This is a genomic window from Candidatus Cloacimonas acidaminovorans str. Evry, from assembly GCF_000146065.2.
Lineage (GTDB): Bacteria > Cloacimonadota > Cloacimonadia > Cloacimonadales > Cloacimonadaceae > Cloacimonas > Cloacimonas acidaminivorans.
Genome location: NC_020449.1, coordinates 116,450 through 137,220, shown reverse-complemented (window position 1 = coordinate 137,220; position 20,771 = coordinate 116,450). Strand labels below are relative to the sequence as shown.

The following is a 20,771-nucleotide window of genomic DNA, read 5'->3' as shown; positions in this document are numbered from 1 at the left end:
ATGTATTCCTGCTTTTTCAGTAAGGACAGAGGACAGCAGGAATTACAAGTATATATGATATTAGCCAGTTTCAGGAAAGCGAGGTAGCAATGAAACATATTTTAACAGTTATTTTAGTGGGTATAACTACTTTACTTATGGCTCAGTATGAATTGCCTTTTGGGAACATTCGTCATAGTTCCAGAGATGAAAATGGCTATATTCATTTGCGTTGGGAGGACTTAAGCGAAGGGACATTAAATCCGGAGTTTTATTATAGTGCCAATGATGCGCCCTGGCAGAATTCAACTATTTATGATATATCTGCAGGAGAAAAGGAAGCATTGGCACCCTATAGTTTTAATCAGAAATTGCGTTACCGTCTTCATTATAGCGTTGAAGAAATGGGTGAAACCATCGCTATGATGCATTCTGCTTATTGGGATAGTGATACTTTTCCTCCACAATTAAATAAAATGGCTTATATAGCTACAGATGCAGAAGGGGATAGTGTAACGGTATATTCTCAAAATCTGGATTTACGGGAGTCCTACACTGCAATTAGTTCCGATAAAATATATTTTACAATGAAGAACTGCAGCGGTAGTTTTCCGATAATGAATTCACTAACCAGTTACAATGTATATCTTGCCGTGTTGGGCAATATTACCTCGTTGATAGATAGTGTAGGTTATGCGATGGTCTATAGTTTTAATATTCCCGGTTTAATTTCCAGCGGGTTGTATAAAGTTGGTTATGATTCTTCCACACAACAACCTGTTTTTACGCGTTTAGGCAATGTTCAAAGTCAAGTTTCGGGAGGAGCTTTACATCTTGCCTGTAATATTAGTGATTTAACTGCCGATCCAAATTTTGGTGCTTTACCGGATGCTATAATGATGTTAGGGCTTACGCTGAAAGTAGATATAGATTTAGCAAATTTGGAACCACAGATTGGGCTTGGCGATTATAGCACTCCTGCCTTTATTATCTTTCAGGATAATTATTATCAGGTGAGCCAGAATACACTTCCTGTTTGCACTTTCAATGGTTACAATCCCTCAACGGGAATTTTACTGATTGATTATTGGGATGCGGATGCGGATTTTCCTCTAATAAGTGAAGCTATCTTATCGGATGGCACAATATTGCAATTTTTACCTACAGGCCTGGATTATTCTTTCCCTGTAACTTACACTTTACAGTTACCTGTTATAGAAGTTGATTCTCTTATTTGGCGGTTTAGTGATAACGGTTTTGATATAGTTCAGGATGTGGTTCATTTTGTTGGAAATCAAGATAGTTACCTTATTCCTTCTTTATTATCCTGCACTATGCCTAATCCGGTTTATTCTTTGCCGGTAAATATTAATTTGAAGGGCTTGTGTAACTGTCCTGTAAGCATAGAAATTTATAATATTAAAGGACAAAAAGTGACAGAACTAAATCAGCCCCCAACCGGAAACAGCGAATTAAATATCAATTGGAAAGGAATGGTCTCCGGAAAACAATTATCTTCAGGAGTATATTTTATGATAGTAGAAAACGGAAAACAGACGCTTAAGCGCAAATTTGTGGTGGCAAAGTAACAGCAGATATGTTTATTGACTACGCCCGAATAAAAATCAAATCCGGAAACGGAGGTGATGGCACAATTAGTTTCAGACGCGAAAAATATGTTCCCAAAGGTGGTCCTGATGGAGGAGATGGAGGAAGGGGAGGAGATGTTATTGCTATTGGAGACAGCAATTTAAATACTCTTTTGGACTATCGTTATCATAAAATTTTCAAGGCAGGAAACGGAAAACCAGGTGCCGGAGCTAAAAAAACCGGTTCTTCAGGTGCGAATTGTATTCTGCATCTTCCTTTAGGCACTGAAATTTATGTGCTTGAAGAAAACAAGAAATATAAACTGGCTGATATAACACAAGCCGGAGAAAAGGTTATTTTATCCGCAGGTGGTTCTGGAGGAAAAGGAAATTACAATTTTGCCACTCCCACAAATCAGGCACCAAGAATTGCAACTCCAGGTGTTAAAACAGAAGAGATGGAGCTGGAACTGGTTTTGAAACTGATGGCTGATGTGGGTTTAGTGGGTTTTCCCAATGCAGGTAAGTCCACTCTTTTAAGTGTGTTATCTTCAGCTCGTCCTAAAATAGCGGACTATGAATTTACCACTTTGGAACCGATGCTGGGGGTTGTTTATATTAGTGATTATCAGAATTTTGTGATGGCTGATATTCCGGGAATAATTAAAGGAGCGCATTTAGGTAAGGGATTGGGAGATCAATTCTTGCGTCATATTCAGCGAACTCATCTCTTGCTTTTTTTAATTGATATTGCCACTCCCGATCCTTTGGAAGCATACAGAACTTTGAGGTCGGAGCTGTATCTTTATGATTCCTTTATGGATAAAAAACCCCATTTAATTGTAATCAGCAAAACTGATACTCTTTCTCCCGAGGACTTAAAGCAGAAATTGACGGAAATACGCAATGCCTTCAAAAAGGAATATAATGATGAAATTTTTGCCATTTCCGCAGTCAGCAAAGACGGTTTAGATGAACTTAAATACAAAATTTACAATATATTACAGCAGAGCCGTTAGATGGAACGATATAAAGCATGGCTCTGCTTGAAATCAGCTCCCCTTTTAGGCACAAAAGGAACACTGGAACTTTTACAGAGTTTTCCTGATCCTCAAGAATTTGTGGGTAATCCCTCTCATCCGCTTTATCAAAATGGCAAACTAAAACCCGCCACAATCAAGCACTTAAGGGAATTTACCCTGCCTGAAGACAACAAACGAATTTTAACTTTAATGGAAAAACATCAGCTTCAATATCTCTGTTTAACCGATCCCGATTATCCTGCTGCCTTAAAAGAAATATTTGATCCACCTTTGATTTTGTATTACCAAGGAGACCTTACGGGAACCTTGAAAGACCTTTGTATCGCAGTTGTAGGAACTCGTAAACCAACTTCCTACGGACTGGAAATGTGTCGTAAACTCCTTTCTCCCTTATGCGCAAAAGGAGTGAATGTTGTCAGTGGCTTAGCTATGGGAATTGATACCATTGCTCATCAGACAGCTCTGAAAGCAAAAGCCAAAACAATTGCCGTTTTTGCCTCCGGCTTGGATAATATCTATCCCCCTATGAATAAAACACTTGCAGAAAATATATGCGAAAACGGAGCTCTGGTTAGTGAATATGAACCCGGAAGCAAACTGGAACGCTGGAATTTTCCTACCCGTAATAGAATAATAAGCGCTCTTGCCAATGCCGTTTTAGTTGTTGAGGGCTCTTTAAATAGCGGAGCTATGCTCACTGCCAAATTTGCCATTGAACAAAATAAACCGCTCTATGCTTTGCCAGGAAATATAAATAACCGCAATGCCCAAGGTCCTAATTTGCTCATCAGACAGGGTGCTACCTTAATCAGTTCTGCCAATGACCTCTTAATGGATTTGGGCTTAGTTCCTTCTCCCAAAGAACAAATGGAACTTATTCCGGAACTGTCATCCGAAGAACAGACCCTCTATGATATTTTGTCTTCTGCACAAAAAGAACTTACTTTTGATGAATTTATGCTGAAAACGGGTCTCGGTTTTGGGAAACTTTCTACTTTACTGCTGAATTTGGAACTGAAAGGACTGATAGCTAAAAGCAGCGGCAATTCCTACATCAAATTGTAAAACTGCGAAATAGTGGGTTCTTGTTTTGACTCTAAACCGACCCTTTTGTGTTTGCAACTATATTCTGAGGTAACAGGAAATTTTGTTCGTTGCCTTCTACTTTCAAAGCTGAAGCTCGGTTTAGAGTTAAAACGAAAGTATTCCCCGAAGTCACAAATTCTGGTTCTTGTTTTAACTCACAATTTTTTAATTCGTAAACAAGTTATAACTCGGTTGCAAATGAAGATGTTTGTGGGATGTGTGTACCTGGAGGGCAAGTGAAAATTGTGAGTCAAAACTTTCTCAAAACTTTCTCCCCGGTGAAAATTGTGAGTTAAAATAGAATATGCGTCGGGGTTAAAACCCGTCGTTAACTAACTGCCATCACTACAGGATTTATCTTATTTTATAGAGTTTATGAATATTAAAACTATATAAAATATGGAGTTACAGATATAATATTTTCTTCTTCCCCCTAAATTTTCCTAACTCCTACTAAATAAATATAATTCCATTTTCTTCCTTAATAGCATTGCTTACTCATTGCTTACCCATTGCTAATCCCATCCGTAATGGGTAAGCAATGCTTCAGCAATTCAAGTTGGGAAAAAGCTGAGATGCCTTGAAAACAATGGACTTTACTTAACCCCCAAAATGCAGTTGAGAACAAATGTATTGGCAACTTCCACTTTACTCGGAACTCATTCGCAAAAAGGAAATAAGATATCTTCCAACTTCATAACGCCGGGTTAAAACCCGTTGTTAAAACCTGTCGTTCCTCCGGAACTTATTCTTGGAAAAAGAGATAATGATTCTCCTGCTTGCTTTTCACCGGGTTGAAAACCCGTCGTTAAAACCTGTCGTTCCTACGGAACTTCTTCTTGGAAAAAGAGATAATGGCTCTCTGATGCTCTTTTCACCGGGTTAAAACCCGTCGTTAAAACCTGTGGTTCCTACGGAACTTCTTCTTGGAAAAATAAAAAGAGTGCCGGCCATAATCGCAAGCCATACAATGCCATACGAAAACTATTTGAAATAATCCTGATATCGTTTTGAAAAAATCGTGATATCGCAAGCCAGCAAAAACGCCAATTTGAAAAAATAAGTGAGAACGCATAATGCCTTCAGTGATCTCGGTGTTAAAAAATAAATACGATTTTACTTGACATAGAAACCACCTCTAAATTTTTAGCTTAAAAGATAAGCAGAAAAAAGGTCCAGTAACTCAGCGGTAGAGTATCTGCCTTTTAAGCAGAGAGTCGTTGGTTCGATTCCAACCTGGATCACCAGTTTGCGACCCCTTCGTCTATTGGTTAGGACTCAAGATTTTCATTCTTGCAAGAGGGGTTCAATTCCCCTAGGGGTCGCCAATTTATAGGGTAAAAATAAGGAAACAATTTGTGTCCCGTTCGTCTAGTGGCCTAGGACTCGTGATTCTCAGTCACGCAACAGGGGTTCGATTCCCCTACGGGATGCCAAATAACCATTTTTGGTTCGTATTTTGCATAATATAGAAAGAAAAAAGATAAGAGAAAAGGACACCAGTGGAAAACGAATTTATCAACAAAGGTAAAATGAAAATAAGCTATCAAGTTGGAATGGATGGAGTTAAACACAGCTTCACCCTGCCTCATTATGCCTTTATTTTGATAATTGTGCTTTTGGCATTTTTGCTTGTTTCCACAATTATTATGTTCACAATGGCAGGTAGCAATTCTCATCGTAACAAAGTTCTTAAGCAGTTGGAAACGGAAAATAAGGAACTACGTGCCAAACTTGATTTTTATTCCGCTACTGTAGATTCTATCTATAAGAGATTAAATGAATTACAAATAAAAATTAATGAGAACTCAGAGGACTATCCTACCCTGAATTTTAAGCAGGGAAAAAAGGCGGACTTTGTTTTTGAACCGGCTTTGCGCAATCAGATGGAAAACCTGGAAACAAAGCTGGCTACAATTCTGATGCTGATTTCAGAACCAGCGCAAGCAAACCCTGCTTTGCCTACAGGGGAAAATCCTGCCGATTATATACCTTCTATTTATCCTACTTTCGGCAGAATATCAGACGGCTGGGGTTTACGAGTTCATCCTATTCGGAATGAAATTGAATTCCATTATGGTCTTGATATTTCCAATGAGGCAGGAACTCCAATTTATGCCACTGCTGCCGGAACTGTGGTAACTACCGATTATGAAACGAGTTATGGCAAAAGGATAATAATCAATCACGGAAATGGATATCAAACGCTTTACGGTCATCTCTATAGCTATATGGTGCGTTCCGGTGATCAAGTTATAAAAGGTCAAATTATAGGTCTGATGGGCAGTTCGGGAATTTCTACAGGTCCTCATTTGCATTATGAAGTGCATAATAATCTGGGAAAAGTAAATCCTGTTGCTTATTTGAACCGAATAGATGAACCTCTCTATGCTATGCGTTAATAATAACCGCGCTTATATTTTTACCAATCACGCTCCCCAAGATATTGTTTCCCACTATAAAAATATCCAAAGAAAAGACCATTTAATCGCTGTTGATAACGGCATAAGAAAAATAGATGAGCTTGGATTAGAGCCCTTTGTTCTGATTGGAGACCTGGATTCCATTGACCCCGAAATGCTTGAAAAATATGCTGACATCCCCTTCCACCAGCATCCTACGGAAAAAAACGAAACGGATACCGAACTGGCACTGGATTGGTGTTTAAAGCAAAAATGCTATCGGGAAATAATTATCTGCAACGATATGCAAGGTCGCTTTGATCACGCCTTGGCTATTGCCATAAATTTGTTAAAAATAAAAAGTCCAAGAGGCGAAAGAATATCCTACCCTGTTCCTTATAGGATTGAAAGTGAAAACCAGTCCATTTTTATTCTGCCGGATAGCATAGAATTTAACAATTGCCAGGGAAAATTGCTTTCTCTTATCCCACTCTCCGAAAAAGTTGTTTTTTCCTGGTCCCAAAACCTGAAATATCCCCTGAACGACCTCGTAATAAGGGACTATCAATCACGCGGAATTAGTAATATTATAACTGCTTCGTCAGCAGGTATTATCAAAACGGAAGGTATTTGTTTGGCAGTCCTGGAAGGTTGATGTTTTCCGTCAACCTTGTTTGCCCGGAAAGTTGATGTCCTTGCCAACTTATAAAAGAAAAAAATAGCAAGACAGGATGTTGTTCTTCCGCCAATCAAACATCCAGAATTTGTTCTATTTCTGCCTCTTCCACAGGCAATTCTTGAACCTTATCCAGTCGTTTTTCTATTTGACGGCTGCGGTAACTTGCTTTCTCAATATTATTTGATGCTTCTTGCAGTTTCTTTTGGGTTTGCTCCAAAATAGTACCAAATTTCCCAAATTCCAGTTTGATGGAGGCAAGGATTTTCCAAACCTCGGAGGTCTTCTTCTGAATTGCCAAGGTCCGAAAACCCACCTGCAAACTGTTAATTACAGCAGCAGTGGTAGTTGGACCGCAAATTATAACATGATAATCTCGCATAATTGTCTCAAAAAGTCCCGGACTGCGTAAGACCTCGGCATAAAGACCTTCAAAAGGTAGAAAAAGCATTCCGAAATCAGTAGTAACAGGTGGATTAATATATTTATCCCGTATATCTTTGGCACAATTTTTAATCCTTTGCACCATACTTTTTCTGGCATTTTCCACTTCCGCCAAATCACCCATATCATAAGCATTCATAATATTTTGATAGTCCGCTATAGGAAACTTGGCATCTATAGGCAGATATACAAATTCCTCTTTTTCCGAACTTCCTGGCAGGCGAATGGCAAATTCTACTTTTTCATCACGGTTTTTATTAGGTCGGAAGTTTTTCTCATACTGCTCGGGAGTAAGAATGTCTTCCAGTAAATTCGCTAATTGGATTTCCCCTAAAACTCCTTGCCTTTTAACATTGGTAAGGGCTTTTTTGAGGTCTCCCACTCCATTTGCCAAACTTTGCATTTCTCCCATACTTTTATGTACCAGCTCCAAACGCTCACTAACCTGTTTAAAACTTTCACCTAAACGCTTTTCCAGGGTATCGTGCAATTTTTCATCTACCGTTTGACGCATTTGTTCCAGTTTGGTCTCGTTATTTTGACGAATTTGTTCCATTTTGGTTTCCAATGTCTTACGCGATGTTTCTGCTTCCTGTTGTTGAATATTTATCAGGTCTGTCATTCTGCGGGTAAAATTCTCGGAAAGGTCGTTCAATGCTTTTTTCTGTTCTTCCCGATTAACGGCAGAATCGTTATTAATCTGTTGTTTTAAGGTATTAAAGGAATTATTCAGTTCTTCCCTGCTGGCAGTTGTTTGTGCTATTAAGACCTCATTTTGAGCTTTAATAGAGTCACTAAGTTCTTTTCTGTTTTCAGCACTGATACTTAAAAGTTCAGTTCGTAAACTGCTCATTTCTTCACGATTATAGCGTTCAAAGGTCTCAAAGGCACCCTTCAATTCACTGATATTTCCATTTTCCTTGCCTTTATGCCGTTGAGAAAGTAAAATATATAAATTTACAATAGCAAAGACGATGGCTACAATAATAAGAAGATAAACTAAAGTCATTTATTTATCCCTCCTTAAGGTAATATCCTGAATAAAAAATATAACGAACCGATTAGTGTAACATCTGTATGACTATCCGGATCAATCAGAATCGGTTGATAATTTTCATTTATAGAAAGCAATACGATCATCTTTTGAACATCATCCAAAATTAAACGCTTTAATGTTATTCCTCCATCAATACGCACCGCACAAATCTTGCCTGCCAGCTCTCGCCATTCATTACAATAACGGATTAATACTACATCCTGATTTCTAATATCCGGTTCCATACTGCGTCCATTCACTCTTAAAGCCACAAAATTATTCAAAGAACCATTGATCAAGGAACGACGCACTGTTACAACATCCAGTAAAGTACCATAATTTTCCATTGGTTCACCCGCTGCAATTTCTCCACTAACTGGAATTTCTACAGTGTCGGAATCCATTAAATCCAAATGTGCCTGCACAATTTCTTCCAAACGGTCATTTAAGAGCTTCTGAAAATTATCCCAAGAACCATTCTGAGAAGATGTATCATTAGCAGTATTAAACATTTTTCCTATACCCGTTATTAACCAGTGCAGATTCACATTATAGTTTACCACCAATTCCGAAAGCGTTTCCAGAGAAGGATTGGTTCTGCCACTTTCCATTTGAGAAATAGCGGAAGGATTAATCTTTAAGACCTTGGCTAAATCAACCTGTTTGATTCCCAATACTTGACGAATCTGTTTAAGTCGTTCTCCAATCATAATTATCTCCTTCCGATGTTAGCTACACTTAGAAATGAGTAGTATTAACATCTTAAACCATAATTATTAGTGCCACTAAATTTGTCAAGAGAAAAAGTTTAGCCACCGAAAACACCGAAAACACTGAGGACACCGAGATTATTTTTACAAAGAGAAAAGAGAAAAAGTTTAGCCACCGAAAACACCGAAAACACTGAGGACACCGAGATTATTTTTACAAAGAGAAAAGAGAAAAAGTTTAGCCACCGAAAACACCGAAAACACTGAGGACACCGAGATTTTTTTACCAACAGAAAAAGAGATAAAGAGAAAAATATAAGTTTTAATAAGCAACTACGAACTACGAACCCAGAACTACGAACTACGAACCCAGAACTACGAACTACGAACTCATAACTACGAACTACGAACCCAGAACTACGAACTACGAACCCAGAACTACGAACCCAGAACTACGAACTAATATTATTGGTTATAATTATATATAAATTTCGGTGTTTTCGGTGGCTAAAAATCTGTGTGCTTAAATCTTTCGGTGTTCTCGGTGGCTAAAAATCTGCGTAATCTTCTTACTTACATCTTTCGGTGTTTTCGGTGGCTAAAAATCAGCTTAAAACAAAAAACGGGCATCCGAAGACACCCGTTTTTTTAAGGACTGCGCTATTGTTTATTAGCTGATAAACTACTTACCGGTTGGTGTAGTAGTTGTAGGTGTTTGGCTCTGTGTAGGAGCTACTGTTGTATCAGGAGCAGGAGTAGTTTCTTCAATAGGAGCTACTTCTTCCTGGGGCTCTTCTGCTTTCTTTTTGCAGCCAGTAACCAATGTGCTGATCAGCAACATAGCGAGCAAGGTGATTAAGAGAACTTTCTTCATTGATTCCTCCATAAGCAAATTCCCTTTCGGGTACTTAGGTTTTTTTCTTTTTTTTTGATTTGTTTTGGCAAGACATATAAAAATTTGCCGGTTCTATTGAAGGCCTGATAGAGTTAAAAAACTCTCATCTATCCTTCACACAGTCCTTAGTCACATCTATATACTTAGTTATTGGAGACATCATTTTAGGATACCAAAATCTTGGCAAGTATTTTTTTTAGAACGCCACATCCAAGCCCAGATGAATCATCCCGGAACCAAGATTGGCAAAGTGTTTATCCCTATAACCAAGAGCATATTCCAATCCTAAAATTCCTAAGCGTGTATTTATTTTCATTCCGAAACCGAGACCAAAAAGATCGGTCTTTAACTTGTTTTTTTCCTTGCCTAAAAACCCCTGATCAAAGAGGAGATAAATACGCGAATCAGGATTAAGGCGATAGCGTAATTCATAATTTATCCAGGCAAGGCGAAAAGAGCTGAATTCATCTTCATAATAGCCACGCAAAGTTCCATAGCCCCCCATTTTATATTGTTGCCAGAGTTCTGCATTTTTGTTTTCCAGATTACGAATTTCCGCACCTATAAAACCCACAAAGCGATTTTTAATAGGAATATAGCCCTTCACGCCTGCTTCTGTAGCTCCATATAAATGTTTCGTCAGATTGCTTCCGGTTAAACGGTAAAGAGATTTCATTTCCATACCTTTATAGGGATTTACGCCACCTGCGTAATTGCTATAATTCCAAAAAGCGCCTATACTTTGTGCCTTTTCCTTATTTATAATAGCAGGTCTTCTGGCACCGGGAGTTAAGGATTCAGTTGTCAGTTCAATACCTAAGCTGTGTTTCAGCATTTGATAATAAATTTCTAAGCTACCGCGAGTTTTTATCCAGGTAGAATCCTTTTGCGCTCTATAGAGTTCAATATCTCCTGCAATGGGAATTCCCGGAATACCTGATTCGTGATACGCCAAAGAAAGTTCGCTATTGGAAGTAGGAATTTGTTTCCAGAAAAGTTTTATGGCACGGTCGGTACCCCACAGGTTCAAGAATTGCAAACGGATTTGACCTGATAATTTCAGTTCCTCGTTAATCCGATTCATTCCTAAAACGCCTTCCAGATAAGTCATTTTACCTTCTTCAATGTTTATCAGCAAGGTATTTTCATTTACAGGTTCCACATTACAATTGCGGATATAACTCTTTCGCTGGATATTTTCTTCTGCTTGAGTTAAGACCTCGGGAGTAATCAAGTCAATATTTTCCAAGCCAGAAAGATGCAGCAGGGTTTTGTCCTTTGTAACTTTATTTCCTTTAAAGATATAATTTTTCACGCGTAACGGTTTGCCTTCATCAATTCCGATATAAGCGCTCAATGCCTCTTCCCAAACCAAAGAATCCAATTCAACTTTGGCAAAGAGATAACCCCTGCTTTGATAAAGCGAAAGGGTTTGTTGCATAATTCGGGAAAGCTGGTCTACGCGATAATTTCTTTCGGGTGAAAGCAGCAGAAGTTGAAAGAGTTTTGCCTCACTGAAATACTGCATACCCTGAAAGCGGATTTTTACTTCATCGGAAGGTGCTTTTTCTTGCATCTTAAAGAGCAGGGAAACAGTTCCTTCATCTTCCGGAATCAATTCCGGGGAGGAAATCCAAACAAAGTATCTGCCTTTATTCTGCAAATATTTATACAAGTTAGAAGTGGCATTGGAAATAAGTTCCGGATTGTATTCCTGTCCTTTTTGCAGACCGCTTGCCTTAAAAAGTTCTGTTTCTTCTATTCCGGCAATGCCTTGAAAGCTTATATTTCCAATATTTATCGCTAAAATAAGCCCAAAAGTAAGGCAGAAAAAGAGTGTTAAAAAAAAATGCCTGCTCTGAAAAAAAACCACCCTTTATTCCCTATCAGCTTTTAACACAGCCAGGAATGCCTCTTGGGGAACGGAAACCGAACCAATTTCCTTCATCTTTTTTTTGCCCTCTTTTTGTTTTTCCAGCAGCTTTCTTTTGCGGGAAACATCACCTCCGTAACATTTGGCTAAAACATCCTTTCGTAAAGGATTGATAGTGCTACGAGCAATAATTTTTCCTCCAATAGCTGCTTGCAGAGCAATCTTAAAAAGGTGTTTCGGAATAACTTCCGCCAGGGTTTCAGTTACACTTTTTCCCCAATTATATGCTTTATCCTGATGGCAGATAAAGCTCATTGCATCAACCTTTTCACCGTTTATTAAGATATCCACTTTCACAACATCTGTTTCCCGATAGTCCTTAAAAGTATAATCCAAAGAAGCATAACCCCGACTAACGGTTTTCAGTTTATCGTAAAAATCAAAGATAATTTCAATTAAAGGCAGCTCATAATGCAGAGTAACTCTTTTTTCATCTATATACTGAATGTCTTTTTGAATTCCTCTGCGTTCCTGAACTAACTTTAACACATTCCCAATGTAATCCGTAGGCACAATAATTTCCGTATCCATAAAGGGTTCCATAATACTTTCAATAGTGCTGGGATCAGGAAAATCAACCGGATTATTGATTTGCAGTTCTTCTCCGCTTTTCAGCTTTATTAAAAATCGCACGCTGGGAGTTGTTGCCATAATGGGAATATTATATTCACGCAACAGACGCTCTTTCACAATTTCCAGATGCAGCATACCCAAAAAACCGCAACGGAATCCATATCCCAAAGCGGCAGAACTTTCTTTTTCATAAATTAGGGAGGCATCGTTTAATTTCAGCTTGGCAATGGATTCCACCAAATTTTCATAATCCTCTCCATTAATAGGAAAAATACTGCTATAGACCATTGGTTTGGGTTCTCTGAAACCAGGAAGAGGATTTTCACAACCCCCTTTGCTTAAAGTTATTGTATCACCCACTCTGGCATCGGCAACTTCTTTGATATTAGCAATTATATAACCGGCTTCACCACAGGTAAGTTCTGTCTGGGGAGAAAATTTTAAGCCCAGATAGCCGATTTCTTCAATTTCATATTCTCTTGCCGTAGAAAAGAGTTTTATCTTATCCCCTTTTTGTAATTTCCCCTCAAAAACACGCACTAAAACAACAACACCCCGATACATATCAAAATAGGAATCAAAAATCAATGCTCTGGGAGCCGTGTCTGGATTGCCTTTAGGAGCAGGTAAACGAGTTACAATGGCATCTAAAAGGTCTTTTACTCCTTCGCCTGTTTTAGCACTAACCTTAATTATTTCTTCGGGTAAGCAACCTAAAATTTCGCATAAATCGTTTTCCGTGCCCTCAATATCTGCCTTGGGTAAGTCAATTTTATTAATTACAGGTAAAATCTCCAGGTTGTTATCTAATGCAAGATACAGATTGCTCATTGTTTGTGCCTCAATTCCTTGAGAGGCATCTACTAAAAGAATGGCTCCTTCACAGGATGCCAAAGCACGGGAAACCTCATAAGAAAAATCCACATGACCGGGAGTATCTATCAGGTTCAAAACATAATCCTGACCTTGATAATTATGAACCATTCGGACAGCATGACTTTTAATTGTGATGCCTTTTTCGCGTTCCAAATCCATACTGTCCAAAATCTGAGAGACCTCTGTTCCTTTACCAATAATATGTGTCTCTTCCAAAAATCTATCTGCCAGGGTAGATTTTCCGTGATCAATATGTGCCACAATGCAGAAATTGCGGATAAACTCTTCTTTCATTCTATTTCCTTAATTTGTATCAAGTTAAACTGCATTTCCGGGAAGCGGAAAACTGAAGTCCAAAAATACCTGCCTTGCCTTTTTGTCAATTATCCTTTTTAAACAGCTGGGTAATATAAACAGAGTAGCTACTTTCGCTTTGTTCTCTTAAGAATAAATATCGTTTTCAGCTTGAAAAGGGATAAATATTTTTTCTCATCTGTGGATTCCTGCTTGTACCGGAGGGACAAGAACGCAGGAAGGACAAAGCTATATTTAATTTAACACAGTTATTAAATCCAATCTTTTTTCTCTTAGTAAAAAAATCTCGGTGTTTTCGGTGGCTAAAATTTTCCTCTTTGTAAAAAAATCTCGGTGTTTTCGGTGTTTTCAGTGTCTAAAATTTCTTTGTATAAAAGGAAATTAGCACTCTTGTACTTTGACCGCTAATTTTTTTCTTGCTTTTTGGAAAAACTGGATTATAATAATTAGTGAACGATAAAATGAACAAGGAGGTTCAAAATGAAAATCGTACCATATCGCAAAACAAACGAACTGAGACCGGTGAGCAATATGCTCAGCTTATTTGACGAGTTCTTCAATCGTTTTTACGAAGAAGAAGGAGAGGAAGATAACTTCCGGGCTATGGCAATTGATATTGTGGAGCATGATAAGGACTTTGAGATTCTGGCAAATCTGCCCGGATTTAAGAAAGACGATGTTAAAATCAGCATTCATGATAATCAATTAATGATTGAAGCTAATAGTAATGTTACTAAAGAAGAAACCAAAGGCACAGTTTACCGCTGTGAAAGATACAGTGGAAGCTATCGCCGTAACCTCTTACTTCCTGAGAATGTTGAGGTTTCCAAAATCTCAGCCAAGATGGAAGATGGGGTTTTGAAAGTTATAATTCCGAAGAAAGAGCCCTCTCCCAAAAAAGAAATCACCATTGAATAATCTATTATGGTGTAACAAATTACAGGGTTGCGCTGAGAAGCGCAATCCTGTTTTTTTTGTGTAGTCGGAGGTAGCAAAAGCTTTTCATAATTTTTGGCTGAGGAATGGCGTCCTCCGTCTACTCCATAAAGCGTTATGAGTTCTCACTGCTCAAAGAATTTGCAGGTAGTGTAGAAGTTATTTTGACAGAGATGGCTCCCGATATATTTTATTTTGTTTGTTATCTTACAATAAGAGAAGAAAATACAGTTTCTTCCTGAGGAGCATTACTTACCCATTGCTTACCCATTACGGATGGCATTAGTATTGGGTAAGCAATGGGTAAGCAATGCTTCTAGGAAAATCAAATTATACTTGCCAAAAAGGACTCTACAAGTCCACCTTGCCTTTATTGCCAACCTTTAATAATAGGGGAGCTTAACTAATTATCCGAATAGCAGATTGCTTTTTGCCTGTTCCTGACGCACTCCAACAATCTTGAAAGTAAATTCATAGTTATAAGTGGTATTATCAATTCTCACGGGAAGCTGGATTTTCATTTCCTTACCGTTGAATCGGACTGCTTTTTTGTATTCCGTTGGCAGAAGAGGAGTGCGCACATAAACACCTAAAAGGGTTGAAGGATTGGTATGATCGGCAGAATAGATAATTTCCGTAATATTAGAACGGGGAGGTATTGTGCTGGGTGATTGGGGTTTATCTTTTTCCGAATCAGGGGTACTGGAAATCAACAAGCGATGGCCTATATTGTCATAATCCAGATATAAACCCTTTTCCCAGTCCAGAATAATATTCTTATCCGAAGCATTGTATAAGGTCAGTTCAAAGCCATTTTCGGAAGCATACCAGATAGTGTGCATAAATTCGTCATCATAATGGTAACGCAATTTATCTACTAGGGTAGTATCAGCCACAGGAGCTTTACTTCGTGTAGTTTCATCTCCGCCTCTACTAACTTTCGTAAGGGCAATGTCATATTTGGTAACAAGTTTGGTTGCCTGCTCTTCGCCTGTTGTAGCACAAGAGGTAAGCAGCAATAAAATAATGGCAAAGGGTATAATCAAATAAGCTCTTTTCATTTTAACTCCTTTTTTTAGCGCTTTTAGTTTACTTCTTTTCATCTATGTAGGCATTCTGTCCATACTGTTCAGCAATACCTCAAATTAAGTTTAGCCCCAAATGTTGGTGTAAATTCCAACTCGTTGTTTCTCAGGTTCTTTGAGGGCATCTGTTATCCCTCGTTTCTCACAATCTATATTATGGACAAGTAACCAATTACATTCTTTTCATTTTATCAATCCTCGTCAAGTTTTTTTCATCAAAAGCTACCTTGTCGCGATGGATTGCCTCAAAAGGTATCGGCTTTTTCAGTTTTTCTGGATCCTTTCCAATAGCTCTTAAAGATACAATTATCCGTTTATCCAATCCTCTAAATATCCTTGTAGTATAGAACCAAATAACTGCTTAAGTCAGGAGTCATCACTGCCATTCATTATTATAAACATCCCTATAATATATTTTCCCTTTAATTTAAAAGCTCGGAGAGCGAAACAATGATAGCGATGGATGCGTAAGCCCCTCGGGGAAAGTAATATCATTATTAATTTATTTCTCAAAACCTTGTCCCAAAAAGCCCCTCAGGGCGACACTCCAATTTGCCAGGAGCCAAAACAAGTTCAAAATAGAAGTGTCGCCCTTTGGGGCTCTACCAAAGTTTAGAAAAGGTTTAAAAACTTCTATATGTTTAAACTTACGAGGGGCTTACGCACCCATCGCTATCATTGTGTCGCCCTGCGGGCTTTTAAATTTACGAGCTAAAATTAATAAGACAGTCACTTCTCTTTTACTATATATATACTATCATAATGGAAAATATATAATAGCTTTCCTTGTTCCCCAAGTGCAGACCCAGAACATCACGGTAACCATCTTCTTTGAGCCCAATCGCTATTAACACCACAGTAAAATTAACTTTACTCTCTGTTCTGATCTTGGTGTAGATTACATCCAGCCAGATAATTACTTATCCTGCTTAAAAATTAGCGGGAAGTGCGAGTCCAGGTATCGGTTCTGCCTAAAGTAGGTGTAGCAATGAAGTAACGGATATTAATAGTGTTATTATTAACTAATTCAATAGTGGCGGAATATGTTTTTCCGCTATTGGGGTCATAAAGTTTACCGGATTTATATTTGGTATTGCTTTCGGGAATGAGTCCAGTTAAAATAACCATTTCCAGCAAAGGTCTCGTCCGCAGTTTTTCATCCGGATTTTTGGTGTCCATTTTAGGTTTGCCATTTTTGTCGTTGGGCTCTTTCAGCCAAATAATCTTACCGGCAAAAGTGCTGTCTTCATTGGCGAAAATTTCTATTTTCATTGTTTTATCACCGGTTAGCCAGTAGCCGATAAGGCGGTTTGTTTCCTCTTTGCAAAAAAGGAAGGCAGGAAGGCATAAAACCACAGCCAGCCCGATAATTAAGTATTTCTTCATTTTTTCGCTCCCGGATTATAAAATTCCGCAACGCTTATAAATATAATCCACATTCCGAAGATAGCGTTCATAAGAAAATATATCCCGAATTTCGCTTTCCGCAAGGACAGAAGTTATTTCCTTATTTGCCAAAACATTATCCAAAAAACTACTGTCTGTTTCCCAGGATTTCATTGCTTCCTGCTGAACAAAGGAATAGGCATTTTCCCGGGTTAAACCGCTTTGGACAAGATGCAACAGCAATGCTTGCGAAAAAACAAGACCTTTAGTCAGTTCCAGGTTTTTTTGCATATTTTCGGGATAAACTATCAGATTTTCTATCAGAGAACAGGTTCTATCCAGCATATAGTGAATTAAAATGCAAGAATCAGGCAAAATGATACGCTCCACACTGGAATGAGAAATATCGCGTTCATGCCACAAGGCATTATTTTCTATAGCGCTTAAGGCATTGGAACGCAAAATTCTTGCCAAACCGCAAAGCTGTTCACTAACAATAGGATTGCGCTTATGTGGCATTGCAGAAGAACCCTTTTGCCCTTTGGAAAAGTTCTCTTCCACTTCGTGCACTTCGGTTCTTTGTAAATGTCTTATTTCCAAAGCGATTTTTTCTATGCCAGAAGCAATTATTGCTAAAACCGAAAGGAAAAAGGCATATCTATCCCTTTGTATAATTTGGGTGGAAACATTTGCCGGATGCAAATCCAGATATTTGCAGGCAAGTTCTTCAATTTCCGGGCTTAAATGTGCAAAATTGCCTACCGCACCAGAAAATTTGCCGACGCTAACTTCTTCTATTGCTTCATTTAAGCGTTTTATATTCCGCTGCATTTCTTCATACCAAAGGGCAAACTTTAAGCCGAAAGATGTAGGTTCTGCGTGAATTCCATGCGAACGCCCCATACAAATTGTGTTTTTATATTGCCTGGCTTTCAATTTCAGAATTTCCGCCAACCGACTTATTTCTGTTAAAATAAGCTCTCCACTGCTTTTTAATTGCATCCCTGTAGCGGTATCTAAAACATCGGAAGAGGTCATTCCAAAATGCAGCCACCTGGAGGCAGGACCTATATTTTCCCCTACATTGGTTAAAAAAGCAATTACATCGTGCTTGGTAATTTGTTCCAGTTCGTCAATGCGGTTCGTGTCAAAATCGGCTTTAATGTTAATTGTCTCCCAATCCTCTTTAGGAATAATGCCTTTTTCAAACATTGCTCTGGCGGCTGCAAGCTCCACTTCCAGCCAGCATTCGTAACGGTTTTCCAAAGTCCAGATTCTTTCCATTTCGGGTTTTGAGTAACGCGGAATCATTTTTGGCCTTCTTTTTTATATTGCAGAAATTCCTTCAGCAGGGATTCCAGATTTAAGTTGTTTAATCCTTTCAAAGCATCTTCCGAAAAGGAAAGCTCAGGTTTCGGCAGAGGAATAATCTGGGGCTGAACATATTCAATTTTATCAAAACTCATTCTAAGAGAAATGTTGTCTATACTGGTAACAACTAATTCGGAAAGGTCTCCTTTACTATTGTATAATGCCTTCATTTGGGTCTTGTTTTCTGGTTCCCAAACACTGTCTAAAAGGTAATCCTTGTTGAAATTGATAGTAACTCCATTCAGCTCCAGTTTCTTATCCCGAATAATCCTCTCGCCGTAAAGAGCAACAAGGGAATCGGCATTAGCAGATAATTTTAAGCTCTGTAAAGGAGCGGAAGGTGTTAAATCTAAAAGTTCCAGCATCGGTATAAAAGGTGATTTCACGGCAACATAATCCCCAAGATACATAGTAAGTAAAGGTTCTCCTGCCGAACCTAAAAGCCCGCCATCAAAAAGGTCAAAGCGTAATTCACTCCCGTTTTTGGCAGCACTAAACATTTTACGGATAGCCAAACTTTTATACGAGACCTCTGCTATGCCTTCACTATCAAAACTTTCCCATTTTTTCAGCTGCTGGCGTAATTTTTCTTCTTCGCTTTTACCTTTGGGTCCTGCACAGGCAGAAATGATAATAGCGGAGATAATTAGAACGGATATTAATGCTTTCTTCATTATTAACCTCAATCGTTTTCTCGGTTTGCCGAATTTCTCTTGTAAAGGGACTTATGTTATTATTGGCAAGAAAAGTCCTTTGTCATTCCCGCAAAAGCAGGAATCCAAATCAAAATAACCATTTACCCCATACAGGCAAACTAACTTATATTTTCGGTTTTTTTTCCTTTTTATGCTGAGCATTGAGTTTGTAAAAACCCCAGATAGCTACAATAATCATTATTAAGCTTAAGAATTGACCAATGCTCATAAAGCCGAAAATGTAACCAAAACGGGTGTAAAAATCAAGATCATCCGGCTCACGCACGAATTCAATTAGAAACCTGAAAACACCATAGAGACCAATAAAACTCCAGAAAACCAGCCCTTCTTTTTTCAGCTTTTTCAACAGATAATAGGTGACAATGAACATTACAATGCCTTCCAGAAAAAGTTCATAGAGCTGAGTAGGATGGCGCGGTAAATTATCTGCCCCGGGAAAAATCATTCCCCAAGGTAAATCTGTCGGTTTTCCCCATAATTCACCATTGATGAAATTGCCCAAGCGTCCCAATCCTAAACCTATAGCAACAATAGGAATAGCGGCATCAGCCAGAGCGTAAAAATTCAATTTATGCTTATGACAATAAATCAGCCCAGCAATAATTACCCCTAAGGCACCTCCATGAAAGCTCATTCCGCCTTCCCAAACGGCAAAAATCAATAAGGGATGAGAAATATAGTAGCCAAGATTATAAAAAAGCACATAACCCAAACGCCCACCTAAAATAACACCCAGCATTACATAAAAGATGATAGATTCGTATTGCTCTTTTGCAAGCTTAATGTTTCTCTTTTTCAAGAATGGCTTGTATAAAATAAAGGCAAGAATAAAACTCAGCACATAAAAAAAGCCATACCAGCGAATATGCAGATTTAGCCCTCCTAAGTTAAAACTGACAATATCGGGGCTGATTTCGGGATATTTAATCATCTATTAGTAAGTTCTGAAAGGCGTTGCACAATTAGTTCCACTGCCTCATCACTGTTCCCTTCAAACTTTTCCACCTGCTTTTCGTGATGGGGAGAAAAAATATTCAGCACCTGTGTTGGAGAACCGTTTAGTCCTGTTTCTTTTTCGTCCAGTCCCAAATCATCACAATTCCAAACAGTTAGCGGAACTGTTTTGGCATTTCGTTTTCCTCTTAAAGAAGGTAAACGGGGAACATTGATTTCTTTCACCACGGAAATTAGAGCCGGAAGCTGCATTGAAACACGGTCAAAACCATCTTCCAGCAAGCGTTCCACTACTGCCTGTTGTTCATTAAAGGATTCAATTTTGCGGACAAAACAGGTCTGCGGAATATTCAAATGAGCTGCAATGCCAGGTCCTACCTGAGCAGTATCTCCATCAATTGCCTGTTGCCCTGTTAAAATAAGAGTATAATCCCCTATTTTTCTGATAGCGGCAGCTAAAGTTAAACTTGTGGCATAAGTATCGGCTCCAGCAAAACGCCTATCTGATAGTAAAATAATATTATCCACACCTAAGGAAACTGCCTCGCGTAAAGTTGTTTCACATTGATTGGGACCCATACTGATGGCAGTAACGGTTCCACCATATTTTTCTTTTAAGCGGACTGCTTCTTCTATGGCATAAGCATCAAAGGGGTTCAGAATACTTTCCACACCTTCCCGGATTAAGGTATTGGTTTTAGGGTCAATTTTGATTTCCGTAGTTCCGGGAACTTGTTTTATACAGACAATAAAATGCATTTTTCAA

The 20,771-nt window shown here is 38.5% G+C and carries 19 protein-coding genes and 3 tRNA genes; 9 read left to right on the top strand and 13 right to left on the bottom strand.

What is annotated here, in order from left to right:
* Positions 1-89 precede the first annotated feature (89 nt).
* The 8 genes from CLOAM_RS00600 to CLOAM_RS00565 all read left to right on the top strand — a co-directional run bounded on the left by CLOAM_RS00600 (position 90) and on the right by CLOAM_RS00565 (position 6,754).
* Positions 90-1,568 (top strand): T9SS type A sorting domain-containing protein, encoded by a 1,479-nt coding sequence (locus CLOAM_RS00600; RefSeq protein WP_015423894.1) that lies wholly within the window; start codon positions 90-92, stop codon positions 1,566-1,568.
* A gap of 8 nt (positions 1,569-1,576) precedes the next feature.
* Complete coding sequence (gene obgE, locus CLOAM_RS00595; protein WP_015423893.1) at positions 1,577-2,587, top strand: GTPase ObgE; 1,011 nt, start codon at positions 1,577-1,579, stop codon at positions 2,585-2,587.
* Positions 2,588-3,676, top strand: a complete 1,089-nt coding sequence (dprA, locus tag CLOAM_RS00590) for a DNA-processing protein DprA (RefSeq protein WP_015423892.1) — start codon at positions 2,588-2,590, stop codon at positions 3,674-3,676.
* A 1,193-nt stretch (positions 3,677-4,869) separates the two neighbouring features.
* Positions 4,870-4,944: transfer RNA gene (locus tag CLOAM_RS00585), tRNA-Lys, on the top strand.
* Positions 4,945-4,950: 6 nt separating this feature from the next.
* Positions 4,951-5,025: transfer RNA gene (locus CLOAM_RS00580), tRNA-Glu, on the top strand.
* Positions 5,026-5,057: 32 nt separating this feature from the next.
* Positions 5,058-5,133, top strand: a tRNA-Glu gene (locus CLOAM_RS00575).
* Positions 5,134-5,199: 66 nt separating this feature from the next.
* On the top strand, positions 5,200-6,099 hold the full coding sequence (locus CLOAM_RS00570) for a peptidoglycan DD-metalloendopeptidase family protein (protein ID WP_015423891.1): 900 nt from the start codon (positions 5,200-5,202) through the stop codon (positions 6,097-6,099).
* A complete protein-coding gene (locus CLOAM_RS00565) occupies positions 6,086-6,754 on the top strand; it encodes a thiamine diphosphokinase (protein WP_232502684.1) in 669 nt (222 codons plus the stop codon). Before CLOAM_RS00570 ends, CLOAM_RS00565 begins: the two co-directional genes overlap by 14 nt.
* A 94-nt stretch (positions 6,755-6,848) precedes the next feature.
* Here the strand turns inward: CLOAM_RS00565 and rmuC are convergent, their stop codons facing one another.
* The 5 genes from rmuC to lepA all read right to left on the bottom strand — a co-directional run bounded on the left by rmuC (position 6,849) and on the right by lepA (position 13,536).
* Entirely contained in the window at positions 6,849-8,228 is a 1,380-nt protein-coding gene (gene rmuC / locus CLOAM_RS00560; RefSeq protein WP_015423889.1) for a DNA recombination protein RmuC, read from the bottom strand.
* 14 nt (positions 8,229-8,242) lie between these two features.
* Positions 8,243-8,965: a helix-turn-helix domain-containing protein gene (locus CLOAM_RS00555; RefSeq protein WP_015423888.1), complete on the bottom strand. Its 723-nt coding sequence runs from the start codon at positions 8,963-8,965 to the stop codon at positions 8,243-8,245.
* 682 nt (positions 8,966-9,647) lie between these two features.
* Positions 9,648-9,839 carry a hypothetical protein gene (locus CLOAM_RS00550; RefSeq protein ID WP_018198768.1) on the bottom strand — a complete coding sequence of 64 codons (192 nt, stop codon included), beginning with the start codon at positions 9,837-9,839 and terminating at the stop codon, positions 9,648-9,650.
* A 217-nt stretch (positions 9,840-10,056) separates the two neighbouring features.
* A complete protein-coding gene (locus tag CLOAM_RS00545; RefSeq protein WP_015423886.1) occupies positions 10,057-11,733 on the bottom strand; it encodes a POTRA domain-containing protein in 1,677 nt (558 codons plus the stop codon).
* Positions 11,734-11,736: 3 nt separating this feature from the next.
* Positions 11,737-13,536, bottom strand: coding sequence for a translation elongation factor 4 (gene lepA / locus CLOAM_RS00540; RefSeq protein WP_015423885.1), 1,800 nt, complete (start codon positions 13,534-13,536; stop codon positions 11,737-11,739).
* 501 nt (positions 13,537-14,037) lie between these two features.
* Between lepA and CLOAM_RS00535 the strand changes: the two genes are divergently transcribed.
* Entirely contained in the window at positions 14,038-14,475 is a 438-nt protein-coding gene (locus tag CLOAM_RS00535) for an Hsp20/alpha crystallin family protein (RefSeq protein ID WP_018198765.1), read from the top strand.
* Positions 14,476-14,900: 425 nt separating this feature from the next.
* On the opposite strand, the gene CLOAM_RS00530 is transcribed toward CLOAM_RS00535, so the two are convergent.
* From CLOAM_RS00530 to CLOAM_RS00505, 8 genes are all read right to left on the bottom strand, one after another.
* Positions 14,901-15,554 (bottom strand): hypothetical protein, encoded by a 654-nt coding sequence (locus CLOAM_RS00530; protein WP_044278751.1) that lies wholly within the window; start codon positions 15,552-15,554, stop codon positions 14,901-14,903.
* A gap of 196 nt (positions 15,555-15,750) precedes the next feature.
* The gene (locus tag CLOAM_RS09535) at positions 15,751-15,900 is read right to left on the bottom strand and encodes a hypothetical protein (protein ID WP_015423881.1); all 150 of its coding nucleotides are present in this window, start codon (positions 15,898-15,900) and stop codon (positions 15,751-15,753) included.
* 421 nt (positions 15,901-16,321) lie between these two features.
* Positions 16,322-16,486, bottom strand: coding sequence for a transposase (locus CLOAM_RS10100; RefSeq protein WP_071818957.1), 165 nt, complete (start codon positions 16,484-16,486; stop codon positions 16,322-16,324).
* A gap of 28 nt (positions 16,487-16,514) precedes the next feature.
* Positions 16,515-16,964 carry a DUF2147 domain-containing protein gene (locus CLOAM_RS00525; RefSeq protein ID WP_015423880.1) on the bottom strand — a complete coding sequence of 150 codons (450 nt, stop codon included), beginning with the start codon at positions 16,962-16,964 and terminating at the stop codon, positions 16,515-16,517.
* A 15-nt stretch (positions 16,965-16,979) separates the two neighbouring features.
* A complete protein-coding gene (gene purB / locus CLOAM_RS00520; RefSeq protein WP_015423879.1) occupies positions 16,980-18,275 on the bottom strand; it encodes an adenylosuccinate lyase in 1,296 nt (431 codons plus the stop codon).
* On the bottom strand, positions 18,272-19,009 hold the full coding sequence (locus tag CLOAM_RS00515) for a hypothetical protein (protein ID WP_044278750.1): 738 nt from the start codon (positions 19,007-19,009) through the stop codon (positions 18,272-18,274). Before CLOAM_RS00515 ends, purB begins: the two co-directional genes overlap by 4 nt.
* Before the next feature lie 145 nt (positions 19,010-19,154).
* Positions 19,155-19,979 (bottom strand): prolipoprotein diacylglyceryl transferase, encoded by an 825-nt coding sequence (gene lgt / locus CLOAM_RS00510; RefSeq protein WP_408605117.1) that lies wholly within the window; start codon positions 19,977-19,979, stop codon positions 19,155-19,157.
* Positions 19,979-20,764: an electron transfer flavoprotein subunit beta/FixA family protein gene (locus CLOAM_RS00505; protein WP_015423876.1), complete on the bottom strand. Its 786-nt coding sequence runs from the start codon at positions 20,762-20,764 to the stop codon at positions 19,979-19,981. Before CLOAM_RS00505 ends, lgt begins: the two co-directional genes overlap by 1 nt.
* Positions 20,765-20,771 lie beyond the last annotated feature (7 nt).

Excerpts from the sequence above, each read along its gene's own strand:
- CLOAM_RS00565 (WP_232502684.1), top strand. The coding sequence starts at position 6,086 with ATGCTATGCGTTAATAATAACCGCGCTTATATTTTTACCAATCACGCT.
- CLOAM_RS00515 (WP_044278750.1), bottom strand. The coding sequence starts at position 19,009 with ATGAAGAAAGCATTAATATCCGTTCTAATTATCTCCGCTATTATCATT.
- rmuC (WP_015423889.1), bottom strand. The coding sequence starts at position 8,228 with ATGACTTTAGTTTATCTTCTTATTATTGTAGCCATCGTCTTTGCTATT.
- CLOAM_RS00550 (WP_018198768.1), bottom strand. The coding sequence starts at position 9,839 with ATGAAGAAAGTTCTCTTAATCACCTTGCTCGCTATGTTGCTGATCAGC.
- CLOAM_RS00600 (WP_015423894.1), top strand. The coding sequence starts at position 90 with ATGAAACATATTTTAACAGTTATTTTAGTGGGTATAACTACTTTACTT.
- obgE (WP_015423893.1), top strand. The coding sequence starts at position 1,577 with ATGTTTATTGACTACGCCCGAATAAAAATCAAATCCGGAAACGGAGGT.
- CLOAM_RS00525 (WP_015423880.1), bottom strand. The coding sequence starts at position 16,964 with ATGAAGAAATACTTAATTATCGGGCTGGCTGTGGTTTTATGCCTTCCT.
- CLOAM_RS00535 (WP_018198765.1), top strand. The coding sequence starts at position 14,038 with ATGAAAATCGTACCATATCGCAAAACAAACGAACTGAGACCGGTGAGC.
- dprA (WP_015423892.1), top strand. The coding sequence starts at position 2,588 with ATGGAACGATATAAAGCATGGCTCTGCTTGAAATCAGCTCCCCTTTTA.
- purB (WP_015423879.1), bottom strand. The coding sequence starts at position 18,275 with ATGATTCCGCGTTACTCAAAACCCGAAATGGAAAGAATCTGGACTTTG.
- lepA (WP_015423885.1), bottom strand. The coding sequence starts at position 13,536 with ATGAAAGAAGAGTTTATCCGCAATTTCTGCATTGTGGCACATATTGAT.
- CLOAM_RS00555 (WP_015423888.1), bottom strand. The coding sequence starts at position 8,965 with ATGATTGGAGAACGACTTAAACAGATTCGTCAAGTATTGGGAATCAAA.
- CLOAM_RS00530 (WP_044278751.1), bottom strand. The coding sequence starts at position 15,554 with ATGAAAAGAGCTTATTTGATTATACCCTTTGCCATTATTTTATTGCTG.
- CLOAM_RS00505 (WP_015423876.1), bottom strand. The coding sequence starts at position 20,764 with ATGCATTTTATTGTCTGTATAAAACAAGTTCCCGGAACTACGGAAATC.